Raw genomic sequence first — 24,780 nt, forward strand, 5'->3', positions numbered from 1 at the left:
GGGTGGTCAGCATGTTCGACGGACTGAGACGACAGCTCGATGAGCGCGATATCGCGCGCAACGCGGTACTGCTCCCCGGTGATACCGGTGAACCGCAGCAAGGCGCGCTCACGCTCCGTGAGCAGGAGTCCGGCTTCGAGCTCGCCACGATCGACTACGGCCGAACCGTGCCGCTCGCGGTCGAAGACTCGGCCGAAGCCGCCGCGCAGCGGCTGCTCGCCTACCTCGACCAGCCGCTCCCCGAGCCGCGGACGATGAGCGCACCCGACTTCCAGGCCCTCGTGGCGGCGGCCGAACACCACCTGGCCGACCTTCGCACTCGCCTCGCCGATGCCGGCCGACTGCTCATTCGAATTCCGGCAGACCTCGCCCTCGATCGCATCGGAGTGCTCGACGGCGTCTTCCTGTTCTCAGCGGGAACGTCGGTCGAAGCGCGCGCCCTGCCGCCGACCGCCCTCGCCGACGGCGCAGCCCTGCATCGCTTCGTCACCGCGCGAGAGGTGCTCGCGAACGTCGAACTCGTGCAGCCCTGGTTCGGCCAGCCGGGCGGCGCAATCCGGTTCGCCCTCGCCGACGACTTCCTCGGCATTCGCGACCTCGTCGCTTCGGGCACCCTCAGTCGTGTCGAGGTCGCCTGACCGTCAGCCGCACGGCGACGTGGATCACGGCTGACGTCGCGCTGCCGGCGCCGGCCGGCTGCTTCACCAGCCCTGGCACCCTGCGCATGCCTGCCCGAGCCCGTTGAACCCGGTCGCGGGGTCTTTGAAGATCGCCCAGGCCGCGACGGTGTTCCCGCTGCGCGCCGCCGTGTCCATGTTGCGCAGGGTCTCGAGTCCGGTCGGATGCCACTCGAGGTACGACTGCTCCTCGATGCCGTCGGTGCCCTGGAGGAGGACTCCGCGGACCGCGTCGATCCGCTCCACGAGCAACGGCGCGTCGCCGGGCTTCATGGATGCCGCGATTCCGGTCTCCACGAGGTTGAGCACCGGTTGGCGCAACTCCGCGCACCGGAACTCCAGCGCCTGACTCGTCATTCGAACCCTCCTCGTCGCAGCGGTCGGCCACCATCGATCGGGGCCACTTCCGTGGGGTGTGCCCGGAGCCTCATCGGCCCTCGGCCGGGGGGCGGTACACGAACTGCTCCTTCGGCGTGCGCCGTCCCTCGCGGAACGCCTTGATGGCCTCGTGCGGAGGCGCGGCGGACGAGGCGAAGAGCACCGTCTCATCGGGTGCGACGTAGATCGAACCGCCGCCGCGCACCGCTCGGTAGACCACGACCGCGTCATCCTCGGGAAGCAGCCGGATCGAGAACTCGAGTCCGGGCGCGATGCGTTCGAACAGCTCCAGTCCCACGTCGATGAGCCGCTGCTGCTGGCTCGTGGGCTCGGGCTGGTCTGACTGCTGGTCCGTCATCGTTCCTGTTCTTCCTGCGATGCATCCGATCGCGACGACACATTACCGGCCCGCTCGACAACGACACCCCGCGGAGACAGGAGCGCATCGATGAGCTCATGCTCGGACATCCGCGCGACGTGCGCGAACGACACCGCCTCGCGCATTCCGGTGCGGTTCCGCGGGAACCGGGCCGAGCGGCGATCGCCGTCGACGTCCCAGTGCAGCACCACCTGCTCACCGCTGTCGTCGAGGTCGAAGCCCTCGGGGAGGTCGCTCACCTCGCTCGGCAGAGTCGTGCTCGGGAGTCGCAGCTGCGCACGGACGTTCACGCCGAGTGTGAGTACGAGGTATCGGCGAACGGATTCGAGCGACTCGCTCGACATGATCACACGCGGTGCCGAGCTCCGATTCCTGGTCTCCAGTTCGTAGCGCCCGTTCCGCTCGAAGATCGTGTCAGCCGTCTCCATGTCGCTGAGGCGGATCACCGCGTCCTTCGGCGGGGCGGACGCAATCCGGCCCTTCGCCGCGAAGGCGAGGAGGGCGACGTCGGCGTCCACATCGGTATTCGCCATGATCAGCCCTGCCGTCGTTGGGCGGCTGCTGCGTCGAGGTCGGCGGCGGACGTTCGCTTGCCGGCCCGCCAGCTCTCGATCATCGGATCGCGCCACAATGCCGACGTGCCGAACAGCAGCGAGCCGTCGTCGCCGACGATGAGCTGGCTGCCACCGTAGCCGAGTTGCCAGACGTACACGGCGCCCTCGTCGGCCAGCGCTTCCACGCCGAACTCGAGTCCGGGAGCGAGCGCCTCGAGGTACCGCTCACCGATGCGGGCGAGCTCCTGCTGCCGGGCGGACAGTCCTGCGTCGTCGGTCATCGCGCGGTTCCTTCCTCGGCCGCGGGCGGGTCGAGCTCATCGAGATCGCGCGGCGCGCCAGACGTCTGCACGAGGAACGCGAGGTGCTCCTTGAGCTTGCGTCGGGCGACGTTGTCGACGCTCTCCGGACCGCCCATCGCCAACGGCAGCTTGAATCCGAAGCACTCGTCGATCTCGGGTAGCCCGAGCGCGGCGACGGCGTCGTCGTAGAAGAGGCGACGCAGATCCGCCTGTTGCGTCGCCGAGTCCTCCATGTCGTCGAAGATGACGTCGGACACCCTCCGAGAGAACGGCACGAAGAACCCGTATCGGTAGAGGACGAGCACATACGTGCGCTCCCACTGCACGATGAGGTCGCCCCACGCGGTCGCGAACACAGGGAGCGCACCTGGGTGCGACGGAAGGATGGCATCCATCACCGGAAGGAGGAGTGCGGGGTCGATCAGCCGTACGAACCCATCGGACGTCATCAGGGCACCGTCTTCGGTCCAGGCCTCCTCCATGGTGATCGGCACGCTCTTGCCATACTCTTCGATCACTTCGGGCGAGATAGGACCGGCGACCCGGAACCCGCCCCGCAAGTTGCCACTCATGAGACCTCTTTGATCGTGATGTTCATGTGGATGCCGTGCCACATCGATAGTGGCACGCGGTCGAGGAATCGCAGCACTTGCGCCTCCATTTGGGGCACGAAGTGGTTCTTGAAGATGTTCCCGATCTTGCCGTTCTCTATTCCGCCGTTCATGCCGCTGATGTCGGTCGGATTGCCGCCGGCCACCATGTCGAGTCGGTGCGTCGCGTTCAACTTGCTACGTTCATTCACCGCGGTGAGTTCGGCCTCTCGGGGGTCGAGATCTGGGTCGAGGCGCAGGAGGGTTTCGACCCGGTCAGCCAACCAGGCATCGCGCACAGCTCGTTGTGCCGCTTCCGACCCCGAGACCTCACGAGGGTCAGCCGGATGGTTGATGAAGGCCGATCGGCGTTCGAGCCACTCGGCCACGGTCATGCTGTTGAGCACCTCGTCGGCGTCACGGAACTGGAGGTCCATTTCGTCGGGGTCGCAGTTCGACGGACACTCGGTCGAGAGCTCGAGCCGCTCGCCGATCACGAGGCGCCCGTCGGGATCCATACCGACGACGGGGTCCTCGCCTGCCATGAGGTCCGCGAGCAGCCGAGTCTCTTCGGGTGTCAGAGGCCCGTCGGACAACTCCCGGCCGCGCGTGTACTCGACGAACTCGCTGAACCGATTGGTGATCCTCCACTCTCGCGGGTTCTTCGGCGAGCGCTCGGGAGTGCCTCCGTACTCCGGGGTGGTGCCGGGCGCACTGCTCGGGGTTGCCGTGGTGTCGGGCGCGGTGCTCGGGGTCGCCGTGCCATCAGCCTGAGTGCTGAGGTTCGGCGGAGGCGTGAACGCGGGGTTCCAGACCGTCCCGAGATCGGGCGACCCCGTCGCCGGGCGGGCGACCCCACCGGGGGTCTCGATGCCCGATTGGTGCGAGGTCCACGGCGCGAGCTCGGGAGTGCTGCCGGTGGCGGCCTCGACGACCGACGGGTGGAAGCCCGCGTGCCCGAATCGCACGTTGCCCATCGCGGGCGGCCATCCGGCGACCATTCCCGTCTGCGAGTCGAGCGTGAGGATCGTGCCGTTGTGGTTGTACGCCACGAACCAGTGCCCCATGCCCGAGTTGCGCACGACGCCGACGACGGTGTGCGAGCCCGGCCCGAGGTGCTGCAGGGTGCCGGCGATCTGCTCCGGCGTCATGACGAGCTGCGGCACTCCCGTGTCGCTCTCCATTCCCGCGATGTCCCTCGAGGACGCTTCCGCGGTGTGCGGCGTCGCGCCGTTGAGGATCGCGTTGAGCGTCGAGGCGGTGGAACCGCAGTTGAACGAGAACGGGGAGTTCGGGTCTCCGTCGAAGTTGGGATTGATCAGATGCTGCTTGAGCAGCTCGATGACCTCGCTCGGATCCATCGTGGAGATGTTGCTCGACGGGTCGACGGGGATCGAAGCCGGCTTCGGCGCCTCGGGAGCGGCGGGGCTCGCCGTGTCGTCACCGGGCGTCTCGACCTCGGCCGTGTCGGCGGCCGTCGGCGTCTGATCGGTTGCAGTCGACGCCTCGGGCGCACTCTCAGGCGCAGTCGACGCCTCGGGTGCGCTCTCAGGCACGGTCGACGCCTCGGGTGAGCCGTCAGATCCGAACAGATGATGCGCCGGCGTTGTGGCGGGACTGTCTGCCGGCGTCGTTGAACCCCGCGGAGCCGCGGGCGCTGAAGCCCTCGGTGCATCGATTCCATCTCCCGACGGAAGCGTGGGCAGGTAGTGGCCCGCGGCCCCATCGACGTCGGTCCGGCTGAGGACACCTTCCTTGATGAGCCCGTCGACTGACATCGGACTTCCGTCGACGTCGAGGATGCGAACCTGGATCCCACCGCCCGGATGACCGAATGCCGGAGCGATCTCCGAAACCTCGATGCGCATACCGGGAGGAAGGGAGCCACCGGTGAGTCGGTAGATCGAGTACGGATCCCGCAGGTTGCTCGGCGGCAGCGAGCGCTGCTCGAAGGGCGTGCCCGGGAAGGAGAAGAAGTCGCCTCGCGGCAGGCCCATTCTGTCGAGCACGTCGCCGTAGTTAGCGAGGAATGCGTCGAGGTCGCGGAATTCCACGAACGACCCCTGCGTGCCGCCGTCGTTGCCCGGGTAGACGGGCCAGCCGTTCTCGTCGGTGTAGCGCGCCTCCCACTCGGTGCGGGTGAACGGCGTGCCGTCGTCGTCGCGGCCGTACGGCGCGTCGGGGTCGGTGATGAGGTCGGCGATCGCGTCAGGCACCGTTCCCGGATGCGCGAAATCATCGCCGAGCGCGCCGCTCTCACCGGGTGCACGGAGGTCGCCGTAGTTCGGATCGATCGGGTTGCTGGACACACGGTCGTCGACGCGATCCCAGCCCGGGCCGTTGTCGGCGCCGGACAGGACCGGGTCGCCCATGGACTCGTCCCAAGGGGTGTCGCGATCGGGCGAGCCATCCGTGGTCTCGCCACGGCCGGGTGCGCCATCGCCCGCCGGACCCTGCTTCGGAGCGTCCGCCTCGGTCGGCGTGGACGGCGAGCCGTCGGCCGGTTGCGTGGTGGAGCCGTCGCCGGGAGTCGACGAAGCATCCGTCGTCGTCGCGGCATCCGGAGTCACCGACGCGGCATCGGGGGCGGTCGGGGTGACGCCCGGCGTGGACGCGCCGGAGGCATTCGCATCGGTCGCGACTGGGTCGACGACGAGCTCCGGCGGGATGGAGGCATCCCAGGAGGTCGCATTGGGCTCGTCGGGCGGCCATGGGCTCCGCGTGTGCGTCTGGGCATCGAGGGTCCACATGTTCGTGCCGTCGAAGAACGCGTTGAACCAGTGGCCTTCCGTTCCCCTCGATCGGTCGATACCGACGACGGCGTGGGAACCCGGCCCGAGTGCACGAAGCGTCGCCTCGATCTGCTCGGGGGTCATCGTCGTCTGGGGATTGCCGGTGCGCCCCTCCATCTGGGGGATGGTGTAGGTGTCGAATCCGGGTGCCTCCGCGACCCCCTGCCCGTTGAGGAAGTCGTTGAGGTTGGAGGAGGTGTGACCGCAGTTCTCCGCGTACCCGTTCCTGAGGTCGAACCAGTCGAACTTCGGGTTGATCTGCGTGAGGGCCGCGTCGATCTCCTCGAGGGTGCGGTCGGACCGGTTGTTCGCCGCGTTGTCGGGCTGGTCGCTCTCACTGCCGTCGGGCTCACTGCCGTCGGGCTGACCCGCATCGGTGGCGGGGTCTGCGGGCGCAGTTCCGTCGGCGGGCGCCGGCGCGTCTGCTTCGGAGCCCGGTGCGTCGGAGTTCACGCCATCAGAGCCGCTCGCCGAGCCGTCGGGCGCTGCCGACTGCGGCTTCGGCGCGGCCGGGGCCGAGGAGCCGCCGGTCGACGGAGGCAGGAACGACGGCTTTCCGAGCATCGCCGCACCCGCTGCGACCGCGGCAGTGCCTCCGACAGCGGCGACCTCTTCGGGTGCCGGTCCGTCGGATACCTCGTCGGGCGTCGTGCCGTCGGTGGAGGTGTCGTCGGTCGACGTGCCGTCAGTCGACGTGCCATCAGTCGACGTGCCGTCGGCCGAGGTGCCGTCAGCCGAGGTACCGTCGGCCGAGGTGCCGTTCGACGTGCCGACAGTGGTGGCGCTCGACGCGCCACCCGTGGCGACCGCGCCCGGTTCGGTGCCGTTCGACGTCGGCGCATCCACACCACTCGGCGCATCCACAGCACTCGGCGCATCCACACCACTCGGCGCATCCACAGCACTCGGCGCATCCACACCACTCGGCGCATCCACAGCACTCGGCGCATCCACACCACTCGGCGCATCCACAGCACTCGGCGCATCCACACCACTCGGCGCATCCACAGCACTCGGCGCATCCACACCACTCGGCGCATCCACAGCACTCGGCGCATCCACACCACTCGGCGCATCCACACCACTCGGCGCATCCACACCACTCGGCGCATCCACACCACTCGGCGCATCCACACCACTCGGCGCATCCACACCACTCGGCGCATCCACACCACTCGGCGCATCCACACCACTCGGCGCATCCACACCACTCGGCGCATCCACACCACTCGGCGCATCCACACCACTCGGCGCATCCACACCACTCGGCGCATCCACACCACTCGGCGCATCCACACCACTCGGCGCATCCACACCACTCGGCGCATCCACACCACTCGGCGCATCCACACCACTCGGCGCATCCACACCACTCGGCGCATCCACACCACTCGGCGCAACCACACCACTCGGCGCATCCACACCACTCGGCGCATCCACACCACTCGGCGCGTCGGCTGTCGGAAGGTCGATCCCGGGGCCGTCGCCGCCAGCGGGCGAGCCCGCATCGCCGGAACCCGGCGTCGGAGCATCCGTCGGGACATCGACCGAACCACCGTCACCCGTAGACGGAGAACTCGCGTCGCCTGCGCCGGGCGTCGGAGCATCGTTCGAGACGTCGACCGCCCCGGCAGCGCCACCCTGGTTCGACGAACCGGTGCCCGTGCCCCCACTGGGGATGCTCCCGGCGTCGGGCGTCGTGACGCCGGTGCTCGTGCCGGTGCCGCTCGGAGCGGTCGGAGCTCCCCCAGCGCCGGAAGGGCGGCCGGCAAGCGCCCCGCCGAGCAGCGCCCCCGCTGCCATGGAACTCAACGGGCTGAATGGCGTGCCGTTCAGGCCCGATTCGGCCGCACCGCTCACGAGACCGTCGACCGCGCCGCTGCCCGTCTCGACACCGATGTGCGTCAGACGCTGAAGGCCTCCGGGCGAGACGTTATCGGTGAGCCGGCCGGCGCCGATCCGCGACACGCCGGCACCTGCAGCGCCGCCCGCTGCAGCCGACAGCGCCGCGTTCAGCACGTTCTGCGGCTGGAATTCCGGGTCGAGCGCACCGCGCACCGTGTTGAACGACACCGTGGTGATCGCGCTCGCGAGTCCGGCCGAGAGGGTCTCCCTGATGACCACAGCGCCGGCACGGATCGCGAACCGCGCCGCCCGGAGGGCGGCCATCACGAGCATCCGCAGCTTCCTGCAGAGCGTTCCGATCTTGATCGCCCACCGTGTGACGGTGATGACGATCTTCGCCGCCATCGCTGCGGCGCCCGCTCCGAAGGTGACCGCGCCGAGGAGCGCGCCCAGTCCGATCTCGATGGCGATCTCGACGGCCATCTGCGCGACGAACCAGCCGATCTCCTCCCAGGCCTTGTCGACGGCATCGATCATGCTCCGGGCGAAGCCCGCCATGGACGTCGCCGACTCCGACACCTTGCCGAGCGCCGTCGACAGCGAGCTCTGGCACGAGAGCATGCTCGACTGCTGGGGCAGCGTCATCGCCGAGACATTCGTGAAGGCCGAGTCGACCTGACCCTGTACCTGCGAGACGGAACTCGAGAGCTCCGACCACGCCGACTCCGCGTTACCGAGCTTTCCGGTGTCGGCGGAGGGAAGCACCACGCCGAGCGTCGCGAGGGCGTCTTTCAGGAAGTCGCCGAACTCTCCCAGCGGCCCCTCAGGCCCCTTGCCGAGCGAGGTGGGTACGCTCGCACTCGGTTCGGAGATCGTCGGGTTCTCCTCGGGAATGCGTGAAGAGGCGGCCGGCTTGAATGCGCCGACGAGCTGCGCGCCATCGTAGGCGCGACCGGAGTTGCCGAGGGCTCCGTCGATGACCTTCAACGAGTTGGCGACGCCGAAGGCGCCCTTCAGCACGTCGACGGCATACTTGTCGTAACCCGGCTCACCGTCTTGGCCCTGGGCGAAGACCTCGGCCGACTCGTCGTCGCCGGCCATACCGCCGGTCGACCCGAGTGCGCTCTCACACGCACGAACCGCCTGGGACAGCGTGTTCGCGATCCCGTAGAGCGCATCGCCGTCAGCTTTCAGACGCGCTGCGTCGAGCTTGACTGAAGCCACAGTCGATCCCCATTCCCTCGAAAGTCGTTATCAGCCGTTGAGTGCGTCGGCGAGCGTGTTCCACGCCTCAGTGAGTGCGGTGATCGTCTCCTCGTACGCCGTGTGCGCGCCGGAAACCTGGTCTTGCAGGCCTTCGGCAGCCTGGGCCATCGCCTCGGCCCCGATCTGCCACTTCTCGAACATGCCGAGGAAGTTCGACATCGCCGGCCCCTGCCACTCGGCCGGCAGCATGTAGGCGAATCCGCTTGCGCCTTGCTTCAGTGCCGTGCAATACGACACGAGCTCGCCGAGCGTGTCGGCCAGGGCCTTGAGGTCGGCGGTGTCCGCCTGCTGCTCAGCCATCGTGTGACTCGCTCTCGATGGTTGCGGATGCCTCGGATGTCGCAGCGATGGATCCGCCGCGGAACTGGTCGCCGGAGGCATCGTCGGGGATCAGGAATGGTCCGGTTCCGATCGAGTCGTCGTCGTCGTCGCCGTCGCCATCGGTGTCGCCGTCGGCGGGGCCCTTCTTCGTGGCTCCCCCACTTGCGCGGGCGGCCAGGCCGCCGAACTGCTCAACCTCGTTGTCGCCCGCATAATCGCGCCCGAAGAACTCGGCCATGTCTTCAGCGCGCTCCTCGCCATCGGCAACGCGCGCTCCCAGTGCGCCCGACGTGGAGCGCATCGCCGCGATCGATGGTGCCCGACCGGTGAAGGAGCGCTGCACCCCGGTCTCGTTCTGGGTGTAGGAGCCATCGGCCCCGATGAGCCCGGCCTGCAATGCCGCGAGCGACTGTCGGACGAATCCCGCGGTGGTCATGAACGTCGTCCAGCCTTCGTCGAAGCTGTCGGCGTCTTCGCCCACCCAGCTCACGTTGACCGTACGCTTCACGACGCCGTCGACGGTCGAGAGATTCGTGTCGAACGTCGAGATGACGGTGCCGAGTAGCGCGGCGACCTCGCTGAGCGCAGCGGCTCGAACTTTGAATACGACCATCTCACACCTCCCAGAGCGAGCGGCCGGCACGCCTCACGTGCCGACCGCGACCAGCGAACGGGTCAGCCGTTGAACGTTCCGGCGATCGCGTTCTCGCTGTCTTCGTAGGACAGCGCCGCCTGGTTGAGCAGGTCGCTGATGCCCTGCAGCGACTCCTTGAGCTGCAGGCCGGCCTGGTCCCACTGGGAGTAGAGCTCATTGAAGCTCTGCGATGCAGTGCCGGACCAGTCGCCGGAGATGAGGCCCTCGACAAGGGACTTCAGGTTCGACAGCTGAGACTCGATCGACTGCGAGCCGGACGACAGCTGCCCGGCGACGCCGGCGAGCGAGTCGGAAGTGACGCGGATCTCCGCCATGGTTTCCTCCGTAGAAAGATTCAGGGTGTTCCGGTACGTTACCGCGCACTACCCACGGAGCGTGATGGGGAGCGGTCCCCATGCCCTCTAAACCTGGCGGATGACGAAGCTGATGTCGCCGACCCAGACGGTGTCGCCCGGAGTGACCTCGAGCCGTGTGCCGGCGCTCTCGAGCGGAATGTGGCTGCCGTTGCGCTCGACCGCCGACCCGTTGCTCGAACCGGCGTCGCCGACCGTGATTCCCCCGTCGACGAGGTCGAAGAACAAGTGCACACGGGAAACCGACCGCGTGTCGTCATCCACCTCGATGCCCTGCACGCCCATGGCGAGGGCGGTGTCGCCGGGTTTCCGTCCGATCACGGCGCTGCCGCCGACGGCGACCCGCTGTCCGGTCGAGAACGCGAGTTCCACGCGCTCCACCGGCGTGCGCGGCTGGGGCTTCGAGACGGAACCCGCCGACGCCCTCGATTGATTCGCCTCTTGCGCGGCGGCGGGGCGCTGTTGCCACGGGAGCGTGCCCGGAAGCGGCACCGGCTCGATGCGCGACGGCACGCGAGCGGCGGGTGCCGCGGCATCCGTCTGCACCGTACTCGACCGCTCGGATGCGAACTGGGCGGGCACCGGCGGTCTCGTCGGCTGCTGCGGGATGAGCTGGCCGCATTCGAGGCAGTACATGCTGTTCGGCTGAAGCGTCGCATCGCAGTATGCACAGCGCGCAGAGGCCACGGGGATCTTCCCTTCGTCGAGGAGTGCGGTTGGCGGCGCCGCACCGCCATCCAGTGTATGGCGGGAGGACCGGATGATTCACTGGCGGATGTCGGGAACCCTCACCGGAAGCCACCCTGCAGCCGTCGTGAACACGCCGGCGCCCGCTGACGCCCTGCCGAGCATGAACTTCGGGATCGGCGAGCCGACGACCTGCGTGCCGTTGATGGCGCTCTCGGGTCGCAGCACGAGGGCGCGACGCGACTTCTTCGCCTCGACGAGCGGCCCGCCGAAAAGCGTCGAGACCGACTCGGTGTCGACGGAGACGATGAACGTCGCGCGGTGCTTGACACCGGTCAGGGCGTGCTCGATCGGCGCGTTCTTGAACTGCTCCGCATCGTCGACGACGATCGTCACGTGCTCGCCGAGGAGGTCGAGGACCTCGTCGAGCTGCGCGGGCGTCGTATCGCCTGCCGTGATGATCGGCGCCGAGTGACCGGCTGCGACCTCCGTCAGGATCGATTTGCGCGAGGAGACGACGAGGATCGGCTCCTTGCGCCAGGCGAGCTGGTGCACGATCGCGGCGAGGGCGGAGGATCGGCCCGACTTGCGGCTGCCCGTCACCACGAATCCACCCTCGGCCGGCCAGTCGAGCGTCAGCTTGGAGAGCAGGTCGCCGCCGACCGCCACGACCGGGCCGTCGACCGGTCCGGAGTCGCCGAGCGGCAGTTCATACGCGGCGGTGAGGGCGAGGTAGGCGGGAAGCGGATCGACCCGGAACGGCTGCGGGAGCTCTGCGAGCTGGTCGAACTGGTCGAAATGGTCGCGCACGCGCTCGACCGTGCGCCTGAGGGCCGTCGTCTGCGCCTCGCCGCGCGTGTCACGGACCAGGACCGCGAGCTGCGCCTCGGTGCCCGTGGAGCCGTACAGCACGCGTCCGGGCGGGAGGTCGAGTGGGATGTCCTTGGCGAGGATCCCGGCGGTGCGATAGTCACTGATGTCGCGCATCGGCAGCACGTACTGCTCGTCGATGAACGAGGTGATCTTGTCGCCGGAGATGCCGCGATCGCCGGTGATCAGCACCCGCACCCCGACGGCCGGCCCCTCACGCAGCACCCGCATGAACTGGTCGCGGAAGGTGATCAGCTGGTCGGCGTTCATGGTCGAGAGCATGCGCTCCCAACCGTCCATCGCGAGGATCAGGTACGGCAGGGCTTCGGACGACGCCGACTGCAAGCGCTGCTCGTTGATGTGTCCGACCCCTGCGGTCGAGAGGATCGCCTGACGCCGGCCGAGCTCCTCCAGGAGCCGCTGGAGGAGTCGTGGCAGGCGATCCGCGTCGAGCTGCGTCACCACGGCGCCGCAGTGCGGGGCGTCGACGAACGGGAGGAGCGCTCCGTTGCCGAAGTCGATCACATACAGGTGAAGGTCGGCGGGCGAGAACTGCTGCACCACCTGGGCGAGCATCGTGCGGAGCGCCGTGGTACGCCCCGACATGGAGCCGCCGAGGTAGAGCACGTGGGATCCGTCGGCGACGTCCCAGGTCAGGCTGCGTTGCGACTGCTCTCCAGGCACATCCTCGAGCCCGAGGACGATGGAGGTCGGGGCGATCTGCTGATCCTCGAACCGATCGAGCGGCAGGGTCGTCGGCAGGGGCAGCAGCCAAGGCGACGGGTTCTTCGCGATGCCGAGCTGCTGGGTCGCCGCCGTGATGAGGTTCACGAGGGCCCGGAGATCGGTGTCGTCGTGGTCGGTGTTCACCGCGTGCGTGGCCGCCGAGGCCGGGTACTTCGCCGGGAATCCGAGCGAGGTCCACTCGAGCGGCGCCTTCCGCGGCAGCACCTTCACCGTGCGCTGCACGCCCGGCCGGATGCCCGCGACGCGAGCGGTCTGGAACCCCGCGGGCGCGGCCGACGGGCCGAGTCGCACGTAGCCGCGACCCGGAGTGGACGGACTGATGAAGGCGGCCTCACCGGAACCGAGGATGTCGGCCGAGTCCGAGCGATCGGTCACGCGAAGTGCCACGCGAAGGTTGATGTTCGACTGCATCTCGGGTGTCACCACGCCCGACGGACGTTGCGTGGCGAGCACGAGATTCACGCCGAGCGAACGACCGACTCGGGCGATGCGCACGAGGCCGTCGATGAATTCGGGCAGCTCCGTCTTCAACTCGGCGAACTCGTCGATGACGATCATGAGCCTGGCGAGGCCGCGCCGGGCCGCGGTCTCCGCGTCTTTCGCCCACGCACCGTCGACGTCCTTCGCGTTCATGTCGCGGAGCACGCGCTCGCGTCGCTTCAGTTCTGCGTCGAGCGAGGCGAGCGCGCGCTCGGTCTCGCGGGCGTCGAGGTTCGTCACCATTCCGACGGTGTGGGGCAGTCGCTCGCAGTCCGCGAATGCCGACCCGCCCTTGTAGTCCACGAGCACGAAGTTCAGCGCGTCGGGCCGATTGGCCATCGCCAGACTCACGACGAGCGCCTGCAGGAACTCGGACTTGCCCGACCCGGTCGTACCGGCGACGAGCGCGTGGGGGCCGTCGCGCGAAATGTCGAGGGCGAACTCGCCGTCGGCATTTGCGCCCACGACGACGAACGTGTTGCGCGGCTGGCGCTGCCAGCGCTGCACGAGCTGGCTCGGGTCGTCGAGGTCGATCTTCAGCAGGTCGACCATGCGCACGCTCGTCGGCAGCATCGCGTCGTCGCCGACGCCGCTGACGTGACGGATGGAGCAGAGGCTCCGCGCGAGCTCCTCGGCACGCACGAGCGAGAGACCGTCGAGGAGCACCGTCGGGAAGTACTCGGACCCCGTCTCGAATCGAGCGAGCGAGGGATCGACGGGATCGATGACGACGACGCTCTTCGCCTCCTCGGGAAGGCGCGCGCGCTCGGAGTCGAGGGCGATGACGTGCACGCCGTGCGCCGGGCCGTGCTCGAGCACCGGCACCATGCCCGGCAACATTCGGAAGTCGCGAGCGCCGTCGACGATGATGACGACGTCGCCGGGCGTCTCCATGCTGCGCTGGCCTGCAGCGCGCACCCGGTTCTCGACCATGACCGCCGCTTCGCGCAACCGCTCCCTGCGGCTGTCATCGGTGTTGCCGAACATCGCGGGGACCGAGCCGCCGGGTTGCGCATGCGGCAGCCACTGCGCCCATTCCCACGCCGCGGCATCGGCGTCACCGCAGATGACCATGACCTCCGCGTCGCGCGGTGACCGGAGGGCGACGAACGACGCGAGCATCGCGCGTGCGGCATTGCGCGCGGCATCCGCTGGACCTGCGATGCCGACGACGCCCTTCCTGAGGTCTGCGGCGACGGGCACCGGGGTGACGCCGACCCGCGGGGTGGTCGTGCGGTCCTTGCCGCCACCTTCGAAACGAACGTCGAGCGCCACCTCGGTGACGCCCACCCGGAGCAGCAGCGCGTCGTCGTCACCGCGGCGGCGCTCCCAGAGCCGCGAGAGCGGCGCTGTGGCGATGTCGGCGATGATCACCGGGTCGGGGAGCCGGTACCACGCCTCGATTCGCTGGATGCGAGCGAGCTCAGCGATGCGCCGGCCGGCGGCCTTCACGTCGTCGATCCACTGGGCCTCGGTCTTCAGGCCCTTCTTCTTGGCCATCTTCCGATTCGCGATGAACGAGCCGATCACCATGATGGGGCTCGCCGCCGCCATCAGCAGCATGATGGCGCGTCCGAACACGATCGCCATCGTGACGCCCAGCACGACCGGGATGATCGCCGACAGCCACGGCATCGGCGATTGGTCGGGATCCTCCGGCTTGTCACCGGGAAGCTGGACCACCGGTTGCTCCTTCGACGGACGGATGCGCGACGGCCGGTTGAACCCTCGCGCTCCGAGGGCATCGCGGGTGAGGTCGGCATCGGGCGACGGGGCGATGCCGATGCGGAACATGCTGCTGCCGAGGTGGAAGAGATCGGCCGGCACGAGCTCGGTGGGCTCCTCGACGGGCTCGCCGTTCACCCAGATCGTCGCGCCCTCGACCGCCGCCGCGACCGTGGCGGTAAGCGGAGCGATGCGTCCATCGGCCGCGGCAGTCGGGGCACTCACGGCGAGTGTCGCGTGCACGGGCGCGAGGGCTGGGTCGGCGATGGTGATCGATGCACTGGTCGCCGTGCCGATGTCGTAGGACCCCCCGCGGGCGAGCGGCAGGGTCTCGCCCGCGAACGGGCCGCCCACGACCTCGAGGCGGAGGGTGCCGGGAGCCGCCGACGCGATCGGTGCGGCCGGCCGCGTCGCACCCGAGAGGAGGGGGGACTCGGCGAGCGGCGTCGTCGCCGGCGCCGCGCGGTCGAGGAGCGTGGACGGCACGCCGAGGGATTCCGCGACCTCGCCGATGGTCGTGGCCTCGTCGGTCTCGAGCATCCAGGACGCCGGCCTGCCGTGCTGTGCCGGATCGTCGATCGTGACGCGAACCGTCATGAGTTCCACCCTCCTACGGCGCTCATCGCGCGCCCACCCGGTTCAATGTGGCGATGAGCGCAGCGAAGGCGCCCTCGCATTCGTTGCTTCGGCTCTCGACGGGGACCGCCGGCACGATGACGGATGCCACGGGCTCATCGCCGCCGGTCGCCGCAGCCACGAGGCCGCCGGCCGGCCGCGCACCGTCGTCGACGACGAGCGTCACCGATCCCGTCGCCTGCTCGCCGTCGGCAGCGGCGACCCGGAAGCTGAACTGATCGATCGCAGCGCCGCCGGCCGGTGCATACTCAGCCGTGCCATCGGGCCCGCACACGACCGTGCCGTGGACCGCGGACCCGCAGCCGACGAAGCGCAGCTCGCTGCCGCCGGTCGAGAACGCCAGCGAACTGAGGTCGAGCGAGGTCGAGCCCGATGGTGCCAGGGGCGCGAAGACACTGAGCGCCACGAGGGCGTGCGATCCGGGACGGTAGACCGGCACGAGGTAGGTCTCCTCGCCCGACGGTGTGCCGAAGTCGTCGACGAAGCGGACGACGAGTTCGGCTTCACCCTCGAAGCCTGCTGCGGGCCGGAACACGGCGTGCGTCGATGTCGCGCTCCCGGTGCCCGCGCCCTCTGGACGCACGCCGACGACCTCGAGCGCCCCGCCGTTCGCGCACACGGCGCACTCGATGCCGAGGTCGCTGATGGGCACCATCACGACCGACCCCGCCGCGGCGGGTGCGGCCGAACGGTTCGACGCCACCGACGGCGCCTCAGGGGGCGCCGTGGTGACGGTGTAGTCGAAGGCCAGGGACGTGCGCCCGTTCGAGAGCGAGACGGGAATGACGGTCGCACCCGCGTCTGGGTCGAACGTCGTCGCGGCGAGCTCGATGTGCTCGGCGTCGCACCCGACGACGAGCGGTGAGGCGGCGGCCGGAACGCCGCAATCCACGATCTGCCAGCCCTCGGCGGGCTCGATCGATGCGGTGCCGAGATACGGGACCGCGATGTCGGTGGGACCTGACGGCGACGGCGCCGACTCCGCCGCGACCGCCCCCGCGGGAGACGTGAGCATGACGACGACGAGCGTCACGACGGCGCCGCTGATGCCGCGCCCGATCGCCCCCGCCATCGTTCTCCCGTCGTCGCACTCGCTTCGAGCGACTGAGCGCTCGATATAGCATGGTACGCGGTCGGCGCCGGCCGACCAGCCCGGCCGCTTGCGAGGTCGACGAAGGGGAGCGATGTCCGACAGCCTGCGACCGCGGACGACAGCGGCCAAGACCGCGCTCGGATCGGCACCCGGGCAGACGCGCCTCGACACCGCAGCCGCCGCGCGCCCGCTCGGCACGACCGGCTCGGTGCTTCCGGAGCTCGCCGAAGCTCCCGTGCGCGAGCGCAAGTGGTGGCTGCATCCGGCGTTCATCGTCTCGATGAGTCTCACGGTGCTCGCGCTGCTCGGCGCCGCGACGTGGTTCATCATCTCCGCACTCACCGACGACTCCGTGCGCGTGAGCGGCGTGACCGTGAGCGATGACGCCGGCAACGCGCACCTCGACTGGAGCGGACCCGACGCGGCGTACGAGCTGTTCGCCGTGCACGGCGACGGCGAGATCGTCGATCTCAGCCAGCTCGTGCGCGGCACCGAGGCCTGGATCCCCGCTGCCGCAGGGCTCTACGACGACGACACGTGCTTCGTCGTGCGTCCGGCTTCGGTCGGCGGCGACGTCTCACTCGACGCGTCCACCCTCGACGGGCAGCGCGGGCAGAGCGCGTGCGTCGCCGACCTGGCGGAATGATGCGGATGCGGCATCCGGCCGTCGTCGCCCTCATCACCGTCGGCGTCCTTCCGCTGGCGGCGTGCAGCGGGGCATCGGCCGACCCACCTCCAGCGGCGAGCATCGACCTCGAGGCATTCGACGCGGCCGCGACCCCCGGCAACGGCCTCTGGATGTTGAGCGGATCCGCAGCCGCCGACGAGGTCGTCGCGGCGGCTCGCGCGGCCGGTTCGGTGCACTACACGGGCACCTTCACCGAGCTCACCCTCGGCACCCCTGAGACAGAGCCCGCCCCCGGCCGCACGCTCGCCGTCGACTTCACCGGGCGACCCGGGGAGGCGATCGCGCGGATCACCGCGGGCGACGTCGCATTCGAGGCCGTGCTCGTCGACGGTCGCACCTACGTGCGCGGCAATGCCGCGTACGCTGCGCACACCGGACTCGCGGAGGTCGAGCACGGCTTCGTGTGCTCGATCGGCGAAGAGACCTTCCTCGAGGAGTGGGCACCGCTGCTGCGACCCGCGAATCTCGTCGCCGCATTGCTCGAGTCGAGCGAATCGCTCACCGTCGAGCCGCCGGCGGGCGAGGAGCCGACGGTCTCCGTCATCGTCGGGGCATCCGACGGGCCGGTCGGTTCCATGGCCGTGCAACGGTCCGGGCCGCCGCTGCCGGTGACGTTCACGGCCGGCGACGGCTCGGGCGACGGCAACTTCGCCTTCACGGCATGGGGCGAACCGGTCGCCGTGTCCGCACCGACCGACCCGGCCGTGGACTGCGCGTCCTGAGCCGAGGTGGGTCGACGGTCTGCGCCCTTGTACTCGCGGCCGGACGGCTCAGGCTCAGTAGCGCTGCGCCTGCGGTCCGGCTGCGAGCTCGCGGTCGTATGCCTCGCGAGCGAGCCGGTTGCGTTCGGTGACCGTGCGCCCGCGCGCGGCGAGCCATCCGCCGAGCCAGATCGGGATCTCGCGGGCGATGATGAACGCGGCGATCGCGAACGGGTCGAGCCAGCGCTCTGCGATGAACTGGCCCGCCTCCTCGGACGTGAGGGTCCACGCCTCGACCGTGAGCAGCGAGCCTACGAGATAGGAGAAGTACACGAGGACGCCGACGAGCAGGCCGAAGACCGCGTAGTACCACCACGCCCCGCGGTTCACGATCGCCGCGAGCAGCGCGAAGCCGATGAAGAACGTGGCCACCGGCACCCAGAAGACCGGGCGCGCAAGGAACTCGGTGAAGACCTGGACGCCGTCGCCGTTCGCCGCCCCGTACCACGTGACGAGGAGGTAGGCGACCCCTGCGTAGACCAGCGCGAACACGACGGCGCCGATCAGCGCGACGAGGACGCCGAAGCCGCGATTTCCGCGTCGCTTCGGCGGAGTCGGCGCTTGCACGTAGATGGTCTGCGGACCAGCGGGCTGCGGCGCCACGGGCGCAACGGCCGGTTCTTCGGCGAGCGTCGCGGCGCCGGCCGCAGCGCCGGGCGCCATGGTCGCCGACGGAACGTACGTCTCGCGACGCACGGCATCGGCGGCGACGGGCTCGGCGTACGCATCGGCATCCGCCGCATCGTCATCGGCGGCATCGGTGGCGGGCGAATCGGATGCCGCAGCCTCCGCATTCGCGCGCTCGACGGCCGCGTCGAGGCGAGCCGTTGCGTCGGGGCCGTCGCCCGAGTCGACGGACGCCGGGGTCGGGGCGCCGGGGTCGGATGCGGGCTCGACGTCGGGGGCGGTGTCGTCGACCGGCCGCTCTGCGTCGCCCGGCTCTGTTCCGGGAGTCGTGCTGCTCATGATCGCGCTCCTTCCGGGCGCACTGCGCACCCGCGGTGCGGCCACTGTACCAACGAGCCGCGCCGGGAGCCGGCAGCCCGCGCCGCATGACGCGAGGCCGTGTCGAGGCGTGGATCAGCCGAAGATCGCCGCGACGATGTCGTGCGTGTAGCCGTCGGGGCCGGCGTTGACCCACCACGTCGCGATCCAGACGCCGTCCCTGATGAAGTGGGATTCCCCTGATTGCCCGTCAGGACTCGGGGCGGACTCGATCAGGCACCTGGTGCCCTCCAACTCCTCGAAGCACGTGAACCCCGCGGAGGCGAAGTGCTCGAGCGTACTGGCGGCCTCGTCAGGAGCGACTCGAGCGACATCCGTCGTGACGCCACGGTCCGAACCACCTCGCGGGTTCGCCCAGCTGCAGGTGAGCTCGGCCTTCGATTCGAGCAGCGCGACGGCAACGTCGTCCTTCGAGCCCCGCCGCACACCGCTCCCGGGTTCGAGCGTCCACGCCGGATTGAGGACGAGACCATCGAAGTCCGCGGTCAAGTCGCGCGTGTAGATATCGACGCAGTCCGAGGGGATCATTGCGCCGGTCGGCGTCGGCGTGCCCTCGTCAGTCGGAGTCGGCTCGTCGCTCGGTGTCGGGCTGCTGGTCGGTTCGGGGCTGCTCGTCGGGGGCGCCGACGGCGGTGCGGTCGGGTCGGGGCCATTCGTCGACGCCAGTGTCATGCCGAGATACACCGCGATCGCGATGAGCAGCAGCACGATGGCGATGATCAGCCAGAACAGCGGTCTGCGCATGATCGGTCGCTGTTGAGCCGGCGGTTCGGGCGGTAGGGACTGAGTCATCGCGTGTCCTTCGATTCGGGCCGCATGAAGGTGTGCGCAGAGCGTATCGCCCCCGTGGGTGCCGAGTCATCAGGGCGCACCGATCGCTGCTCGACCCCCGCAACGTGCCTCGCCGTTGGTCGGATACGCTGGGCCTTCGAAAACGCCACCGCAGCCGTTCGACGGAAGGACCACCCACCGTGCCCCGCATTGACACCCCGATCGAGGAGTTCCGCCATCTGCGGCCCTCGGTCACCGAACCCGAGGACTTCGACGAGTTCTGGTCGACGACGCTGCGCGAATCCCGGTCGCTCGCTGCGCCGCCCAGGCTCACGCCGATCGACTCGCCGCTCTCGTCGTTCGACGTCTACGACGTCACGTTCAGCGGATTCGGCGGCGAGCCGGTACTCGCGTGGCTCGTGCTGCCGGCAGGGGCGACCGAGCCGCTCCCGGCGGTCGTCGAGTACGTCGGTTACGGCGGCGGGCGCGGCCTGCCGCACGAGCGGCTCGCGTGGGCGGCATCCGGATACGCGCACTTCGTCATGGACACGCGCGGCCAGGGCAGCGCGTGGGGCTCGGGCGGCGGCACGGCCGATCCGCACGGCACCGGTGCATCGGTGCCCGGCTTCATGACCCGGGGCATCCACGATCCCCACGACTACTACTACCGCCGCGTCTTCACCGACGCCGTGCTCGCCATCGACGCCGTGCGTTCGCTCGAGCAGGTCGACGCGAGCCGCGTGGCGCTGTGCGGCGGCAGTCAGGGCGGCGGCATCACCTTGGCTGCGGCCGGGCTGTCGGAAGGACTCGTCGCGGCGATGCCCGACGTCCCCTTCCTCTGCCACTTCGAGCATGCCGTCGGACTCACCGGCAGCGACCCCTACCAGGAGATCGTGCGGTTCCTCTCGGTGCACCGCGACGCCGTGGAGATGACGTTCCGCACGCTCTCGTACTTCGACGGCGTCAACTTCGCGAAGCGCGCGACGGCGCCCGCGTTGTTCTCCGTCGGACTCATGGACCCGGTGTGCCCGCCCTCGACCGTGTACGCCGCACGCAACCACTACGGTGCCCACGCCGACATCGTCGAGTACGCGTTCAACGAGCACGAGGGCGGGCAGGGCGTGCAGTGGCAGCGCCAGGCGGAGTGGCTCGCAGCGCGCGCAGCGGTGCTCGAGGAACGCAAGCCTGAGCGGATGCCGCCACGCGTCGCCTGAGCGGATGCCGCGGCACTCCGCCGCAAGAACGCCGAAGGGCCCCGGATCGCTCCGGGGCCCTTCAGTCGTTTCGGTGACTACGAGTAGTTGCCGGGGGTGAAGTCGTCGCTCGAGAATGCGTCGAAGTCGACGAAGCTCAGGTCGCCTTCGGTGAACGCCGCGTCGTCGGCGAAGATGCGGTTCGGGTAGCGCTCCGCCTTCGCCTCCTCGGTGGCTTCGACCACGACGTTCCGGTACCTGGGAAGGCCCGTGCCGGCGGGGATGAGCTTACCGATGATGACGTTCTCCTTGAGCCCGAGCAGCGGGTCGGACTTGCCCTCCATGGCGGCCTGCGTGAGCACGCGGGTCGTCTCCTGGAAGGAAGCTGCCGACAGCCACGACTCGGTCGCGAGGGAGGCCTTGGTGATACCCATGACCTCCTGGCGTGCCGATGCCGTCTTCTTGCCCTCGGTGAGCGCCGCACGGTTGATGCCGTTGTACTTCAAGCGGTCGACGAGCTCGCCCGGCAGGAGGTCGGTGTCGCCGTGGTCGACGACGGTGACCTTGCGCAGCATCTGGCGCACGATGACCTCGATGTGCTTGTCGTGGATCGGCACGCCCTGCGAGCGGTAGACATCCTGCACACCGTCGACGAGGTGCTTCTGCACCTCGCGAACACCCTTGACCCGGAGGACTTCCTTCGGGTCGACGGTGCCGACGATGATCTGCTGGCCGAGCTCGACGTGCTGACCGTCTTCGACGAGCAGGGTCGAGCGCTTGAGCACGTTGTACGCGATCGGCTCGTCGCCGTTGTCGGGCGTGAGGATGACCTTGCGCTGACGCTCGGCCTCGTCGATCGTGATGCGACCGGGGGCCTCGACGATGGGCGACGCACCCTTGGGGGTGCGTGCCTCGAAGAGCTCCTGCACGCGGGGAAGACCCTGCGTGATGTCGTCGGCCGAAGCCGAACCACCGGTGTGGAAGGTACGCATCGTGAGCTGGGTGCCCGGCTCGCCGATCGACTGCGCCGCGATGATGCCGACGGCCTCGCCGATGTCGACGAGCTTGCCCGTCGCGAGCGATCGGCCGTAGCACTGGGCGCAGACGCCGACGCCGGACTCGCACGTCAGCACCGAACGGACCTTGATCGTCTCGACGCCCGCACCGATGAGTTCGGCGATGAGCACGTCGCCCACGTCGGAACCGGCGACTGCCACGACCTTGCCCTTCGGGTCGACGGCGTCAGCCGCGAGGCTGCGCGCGTAGACCGCGTTCTCGACGTTCGGGTCGCGCACGAGCGCGCCCGTCGAGTCGGTGGTCGCGATGCGAAGGTCGAGGCCCTTCGTCGTGCCGCAGTCGTCTTCACGGATGATGACATCCTGCGAGACGTCGACGAGACGACGCGTGAGGTAACCCGAGTCGGCCGTACGGAGGGCCGTGTCGGCCAGACCCTTTCGGGCACCGTGCGTCGCGATGAAGTACTCGGCGACCGAGAGGCCCTCGCGGTAGCTCGAGATGATCGGGCGAGGGATGATCTCACCCTTCGGGTTGTTCACGAGGCCTCGCATGCCGGCGATGTTGCGCACCTGCAGCCAGTTACCACGAGCACCTGACGTCACCATGCGGTTGATGGTGTTGTCTTCGGGGAAGTTCTCCTGCATGGCCTTGGCGACCTCGTCGGTGGCCTTCGTCCAGATCTGGATGAGCTCCTGGCGGCGCTCGAGGTCGGTCGTGAGACCCTTCTCGAACTGCGACGTGACCTTCGCGGCCTGCTTCTCGTACCGCCCGACGATCTCCGCCTTGTTGGGCGGCGTCAGGATGTCGGAGAGTGCCACGGTCACGCCGGAACGGGTCGCCCAGCGGAAGCCGGCGTCCTTGATCCGGTCGAGGGTCGCGGCGACCTCGGTCTTCGGGTAGCGCTCGGCGAGGTCGTTCACGATCGCCGAGATCTGGCTCTTGCCCGACTGCTCGTTGATGTACGGGTAGTCGACCGGGAGCGCCTCGTTGAAGAGGGCGCGACCGAGCGTGGTCTCGAGCAGGTACGGCTTGCCCTGCACGAAGCCCTCGGGAGCCTGGCCCTCGGCGAAGTACAGCCCCTCGAGGCGGATCTTCACCGTGGCGTTCAGGTCGAGCGCGATCTGGCCCGGACGGTTCTGGTCGAACGCGAGGATCGCCTCGGCGATCGACGAGAACGCACGGCCTTCACCTGCTGCGCCGTCCTTCTGCGTCGTCAGGTGATGCAGGCCGATGATCATGTCCTGCGTGGGCAGGGTCACCGGACGGCCGTCTGACGGCTTCAGGATGTTGTTCGACGCGAGCATCAGGATGCGGGCCTCGGCCTGCGCCTCCACCGAGAGGGGAAGGTGCACGGCCATCTGGTCGCCGTCGAAGTCCGCGTTGAACGCGGCACACACGAGCGGGTGCAGCTGGATGGCCTTGCCCTCGACGAGTTGCGGCTCGAACGCCTGGATGCCCAGACGGTGCAGCGTGGGCGCACGGTTCAGCAGCACGGGGCGCTCGCGGATGATCTCCTCGAGCACGTCCCACACCTGCGGGCGCGAACGCTCGACCATGCGCTTGGCGGCCTTGATGTTCTGCGCGTGGCTCAGGTCGATGAGGCGCTTGATCACGAACGGCTTGAAGAGCTCGAGCGCCATCTGCTTGGGCAGACCGCACTGGTGCAGCTTCAGCTGCGGGCCGACGACGATGACCGAACGGCCCGAGTAGTCGACTCGCTTGCCCAGCAGGTTCTGGCGGAACCGGCCCTGCTTGCCCTTCAGCATGTCGCTGAGGGACTTGAGGGCACGGTTGCCGGTGCCCGTGACCGGGCGACCACGACGACCGTTGTCGAACAGCGCGTCGACGGCCTCCTGCAGCATCCGCTTCTCGTTGTTCACGATGATCTCGGGAGCACCGAGGTCGAGCAGGCGACGCAGGCGGTTGTTGCGGTTGATCACACGACGGTAGAGATCGTTGAGGTCCGACGTCGCGAAGCGGCCACCGTCGAGCTGCACCATCGGGCGCAGCTCGGGCGGGATCACCGGGACGACGTCGAGCACCATCGCAGCCGGCGAGTTGCCGGTCGAGAGGAAGGAGTTGACCACGCGCAGTCGCTTGATCGCGCGGATCTTCTTCTGGCCCTTGCCCTCGGCGATCTGCGTGTGCAGGTCTTCCGCCTCGGCCGCGAGGTCGAACGCCTCGAGCCGCTTCTTGATGGCCTCGGCGCCCATGTAGGCGTCGAAGTACATGCCGAAGCGGTCCTGGAGCTCGTGGAACACGGAGTCTTCGGGCTTCAGGTCGCCGACCTTGAGGGTGCGGAAGTCCTCCCACACGCGCTCGAGGTGCGCGATCTGCTCGTCGGCCGACTTGCGGACGCCGGCCATCTCCTTGTCGGCGGCGGCCTCGGCGCGCTTCTTCTGGTCGCTCTTGGCGCCTTCGGCCTCGAGCCCTTCGAGCTCGGTCTCCTTGCGCGACATGAGCTCGGCGATGCGCGCGTCGCGCTGGTCGCCGATCGTCTTGATCTCGAGGCGGAGCTCGTTCTCAAGGCCCGGCATGTCGGCGTGACGACCCTCGTCGTCGACGTCGATCACCATGTAGGCGGCGAAGTAGATGACCTTCTCGAGGTCTTTCGGCGCCATGTCGAGCAGGTAGCCGAGGCGCGAGGGCACGCCCTTGAAGTACCAGATGTGCGTGACGGGGGCGGCGAGCTCGATGTGGCCCATCCGCTCACGGCGCACCGAGGACTTCGTGACCTCGACACCGCAGCGCTCGCAGACGATGCCCTTGAAGCGCACTCGCTTGTACTTGCCGCAGGCGCACTCCCAGTCGCGGGAAGGTCCGAAGATCTGCTCGCCGAAGAGGCCGTCTTTCTCGGGCTTGAGCGTGCGGTAGTTGATGGTCTCGGGCTTCTTGACCTCGCCATATGACCAACGACGGATGTCGTCGGCGGTGGCCAGACCGATGCGAAGCTCGTCAAAAGTGGTTGCGTCGAGCAATTTCTCTCCTAGAAAAG

The 24,780-nt window shown here is 68.9% G+C and carries 19 protein-coding genes; 4 read left to right on the plus strand and 15 right to left on the minus strand.

Annotated features, from left to right (window positions below):
* Positions 1-11: 11 nt before the first annotated feature.
* Positions 12-638 carry a TNT domain-containing protein gene (locus QFZ29_RS13095; protein ID WP_306894492.1) on the plus strand — a complete coding sequence of 209 codons (627 nt, stop codon included), beginning with the start codon at positions 12-14 and terminating at the stop codon, positions 636-638.
* 63 nt (positions 639-701) lie between these two features.
* On the opposite strand, the gene QFZ29_RS13100 is transcribed toward QFZ29_RS13095, so the two are convergent.
* From QFZ29_RS13100 to QFZ29_RS13155, 12 genes are all read right to left on the minus strand, one after another.
* The gene (locus QFZ29_RS13100; protein WP_306894493.1) at positions 702-1,034 is read right to left on the minus strand and encodes a hypothetical protein; all 333 of its coding nucleotides are present in this window, start codon (positions 1,032-1,034) and stop codon (positions 702-704) included.
* A 70-nt stretch (positions 1,035-1,104) separates the two neighbouring features.
* Positions 1,105-1,413: a hypothetical protein gene (locus QFZ29_RS13105; RefSeq protein ID WP_306894494.1), complete on the minus strand. Its 309-nt coding sequence runs from the start codon at positions 1,411-1,413 to the stop codon at positions 1,105-1,107.
* Positions 1,410-1,967: an Imm61 family immunity protein gene (locus QFZ29_RS13110; protein ID WP_306894495.1), complete on the minus strand. Its 558-nt coding sequence runs from the start codon at positions 1,965-1,967 to the stop codon at positions 1,410-1,412. Before QFZ29_RS13110 ends, QFZ29_RS13105 begins: the two co-directional genes overlap by 4 nt.
* 2 nt (positions 1,968-1,969) lie before the next feature.
* On the minus strand, positions 1,970-2,269 hold the full coding sequence (locus QFZ29_RS13115; RefSeq protein ID WP_306894496.1) for a hypothetical protein: 300 nt from the start codon (positions 2,267-2,269) through the stop codon (positions 1,970-1,972).
* Positions 2,266-2,808, minus strand: a complete 543-nt coding sequence (locus QFZ29_RS13120) for a T6SS immunity protein Tdi1 domain-containing protein (RefSeq protein WP_306894497.1) — start codon at positions 2,806-2,808, stop codon at positions 2,266-2,268. The genes QFZ29_RS13115 and QFZ29_RS13120 overlap by 4 nt, the downstream gene beginning before the upstream one ends.
* Before the next feature lie 50 nt (positions 2,809-2,858).
* Complete coding sequence (locus tag QFZ29_RS13125) at positions 2,859-8,741, minus strand: glycohydrolase toxin TNT-related protein (protein ID WP_306894498.1); 5,883 nt, start codon at positions 8,739-8,741, stop codon at positions 2,859-2,861.
* 30 nt (positions 8,742-8,771) lie between these two features.
* On the minus strand, positions 8,772-9,083 hold the full coding sequence (locus QFZ29_RS13130) for a WXG100 family type VII secretion target (protein WP_306894499.1): 312 nt from the start codon (positions 9,081-9,083) through the stop codon (positions 8,772-8,774).
* Complete coding sequence (locus QFZ29_RS13135; RefSeq protein ID WP_306894500.1) at positions 9,076-9,717, minus strand: WXG100 family type VII secretion target; 642 nt, start codon at positions 9,715-9,717, stop codon at positions 9,076-9,078. The genes QFZ29_RS13130 and QFZ29_RS13135 overlap by 8 nt, the downstream gene beginning before the upstream one ends.
* A gap of 62 nt (positions 9,718-9,779) precedes the next feature.
* Entirely contained in the window at positions 9,780-10,073 is a 294-nt protein-coding gene (locus QFZ29_RS13140; RefSeq protein WP_056010942.1) for a WXG100 family type VII secretion target, read from the minus strand.
* An 87-nt stretch (positions 10,074-10,160) separates the two neighbouring features.
* A complete protein-coding gene (locus tag QFZ29_RS13145) occupies positions 10,161-10,694 on the minus strand; it encodes an FHA domain-containing protein (protein ID WP_306894501.1) in 534 nt (177 codons plus the stop codon).
* Between the two features lie 183 nt (positions 10,695-10,877).
* Positions 10,878-15,218: an FtsK/SpoIIIE domain-containing protein gene (locus QFZ29_RS13150; RefSeq protein ID WP_306894502.1), complete on the minus strand. Its 4,341-nt coding sequence runs from the start codon at positions 15,216-15,218 to the stop codon at positions 10,878-10,880.
* Between the two features lie 22 nt (positions 15,219-15,240).
* Positions 15,241-16,329 carry an Ig-like domain-containing protein gene (locus QFZ29_RS13155; RefSeq protein WP_306894503.1) on the minus strand — a complete coding sequence of 363 codons (1,089 nt, stop codon included), beginning with the start codon at positions 16,327-16,329 and terminating at the stop codon, positions 15,241-15,243.
* 112 nt (positions 16,330-16,441) lie between these two features.
* On the opposite strand from QFZ29_RS13155, the gene QFZ29_RS13160 reads away from it, so the two are divergent.
* Both QFZ29_RS13160 and QFZ29_RS13165 read left to right on the plus strand, forming a co-directional pair.
* Positions 16,442-16,996: a hypothetical protein gene (locus QFZ29_RS13160; RefSeq protein WP_306894504.1), complete on the plus strand. Its 555-nt coding sequence runs from the start codon at positions 16,442-16,444 to the stop codon at positions 16,994-16,996.
* Between the two features lie 5 nt (positions 16,997-17,001).
* Positions 17,002-17,760, plus strand: coding sequence for a hypothetical protein (locus QFZ29_RS13165; RefSeq protein ID WP_306894505.1), 759 nt, complete (start codon positions 17,002-17,004; stop codon positions 17,758-17,760).
* Between the two features lie 54 nt (positions 17,761-17,814).
* Here the strand turns inward: QFZ29_RS13165 and QFZ29_RS13170 are convergent, their stop codons facing one another.
* Positions 17,815-18,765, minus strand: coding sequence for a hypothetical protein (locus QFZ29_RS13170; protein WP_306894506.1), 951 nt, complete (start codon positions 18,763-18,765; stop codon positions 17,815-17,817).
* 114 nt (positions 18,766-18,879) lie between these two features.
* The gene (locus tag QFZ29_RS13175) at positions 18,880-19,548 is read right to left on the minus strand and encodes a hypothetical protein (RefSeq protein ID WP_306894507.1); all 669 of its coding nucleotides are present in this window, start codon (positions 19,546-19,548) and stop codon (positions 18,880-18,882) included.
* Between the two features lie 227 nt (positions 19,549-19,775).
* Between QFZ29_RS13175 and QFZ29_RS13180 the strand changes: the two genes are divergently transcribed.
* Positions 19,776-20,789, plus strand: coding sequence for an acetylxylan esterase (locus QFZ29_RS13180; RefSeq protein ID WP_306894508.1), 1,014 nt, complete (start codon positions 19,776-19,778; stop codon positions 20,787-20,789).
* A gap of 77 nt (positions 20,790-20,866) precedes the next feature.
* Here QFZ29_RS13180 and QFZ29_RS13185 read toward each other — a convergent pair whose 3' ends face one another.
* Positions 20,867-24,763 (minus strand): DNA-directed RNA polymerase subunit beta', encoded by a 3,897-nt coding sequence (locus tag QFZ29_RS13185; RefSeq protein WP_306894509.1) that lies wholly within the window; start codon positions 24,761-24,763, stop codon positions 20,867-20,869.
* Positions 24,764-24,780: the final 17 nt, after the last annotated feature.

It is taken from the genome of Agromyces albus (genome assembly GCF_030815405.1).
In the GTDB taxonomy this organism is placed as follows: domain Bacteria; phylum Actinomycetota; class Actinomycetes; order Actinomycetales; family Microbacteriaceae; genus Agromyces; species Agromyces albus_A.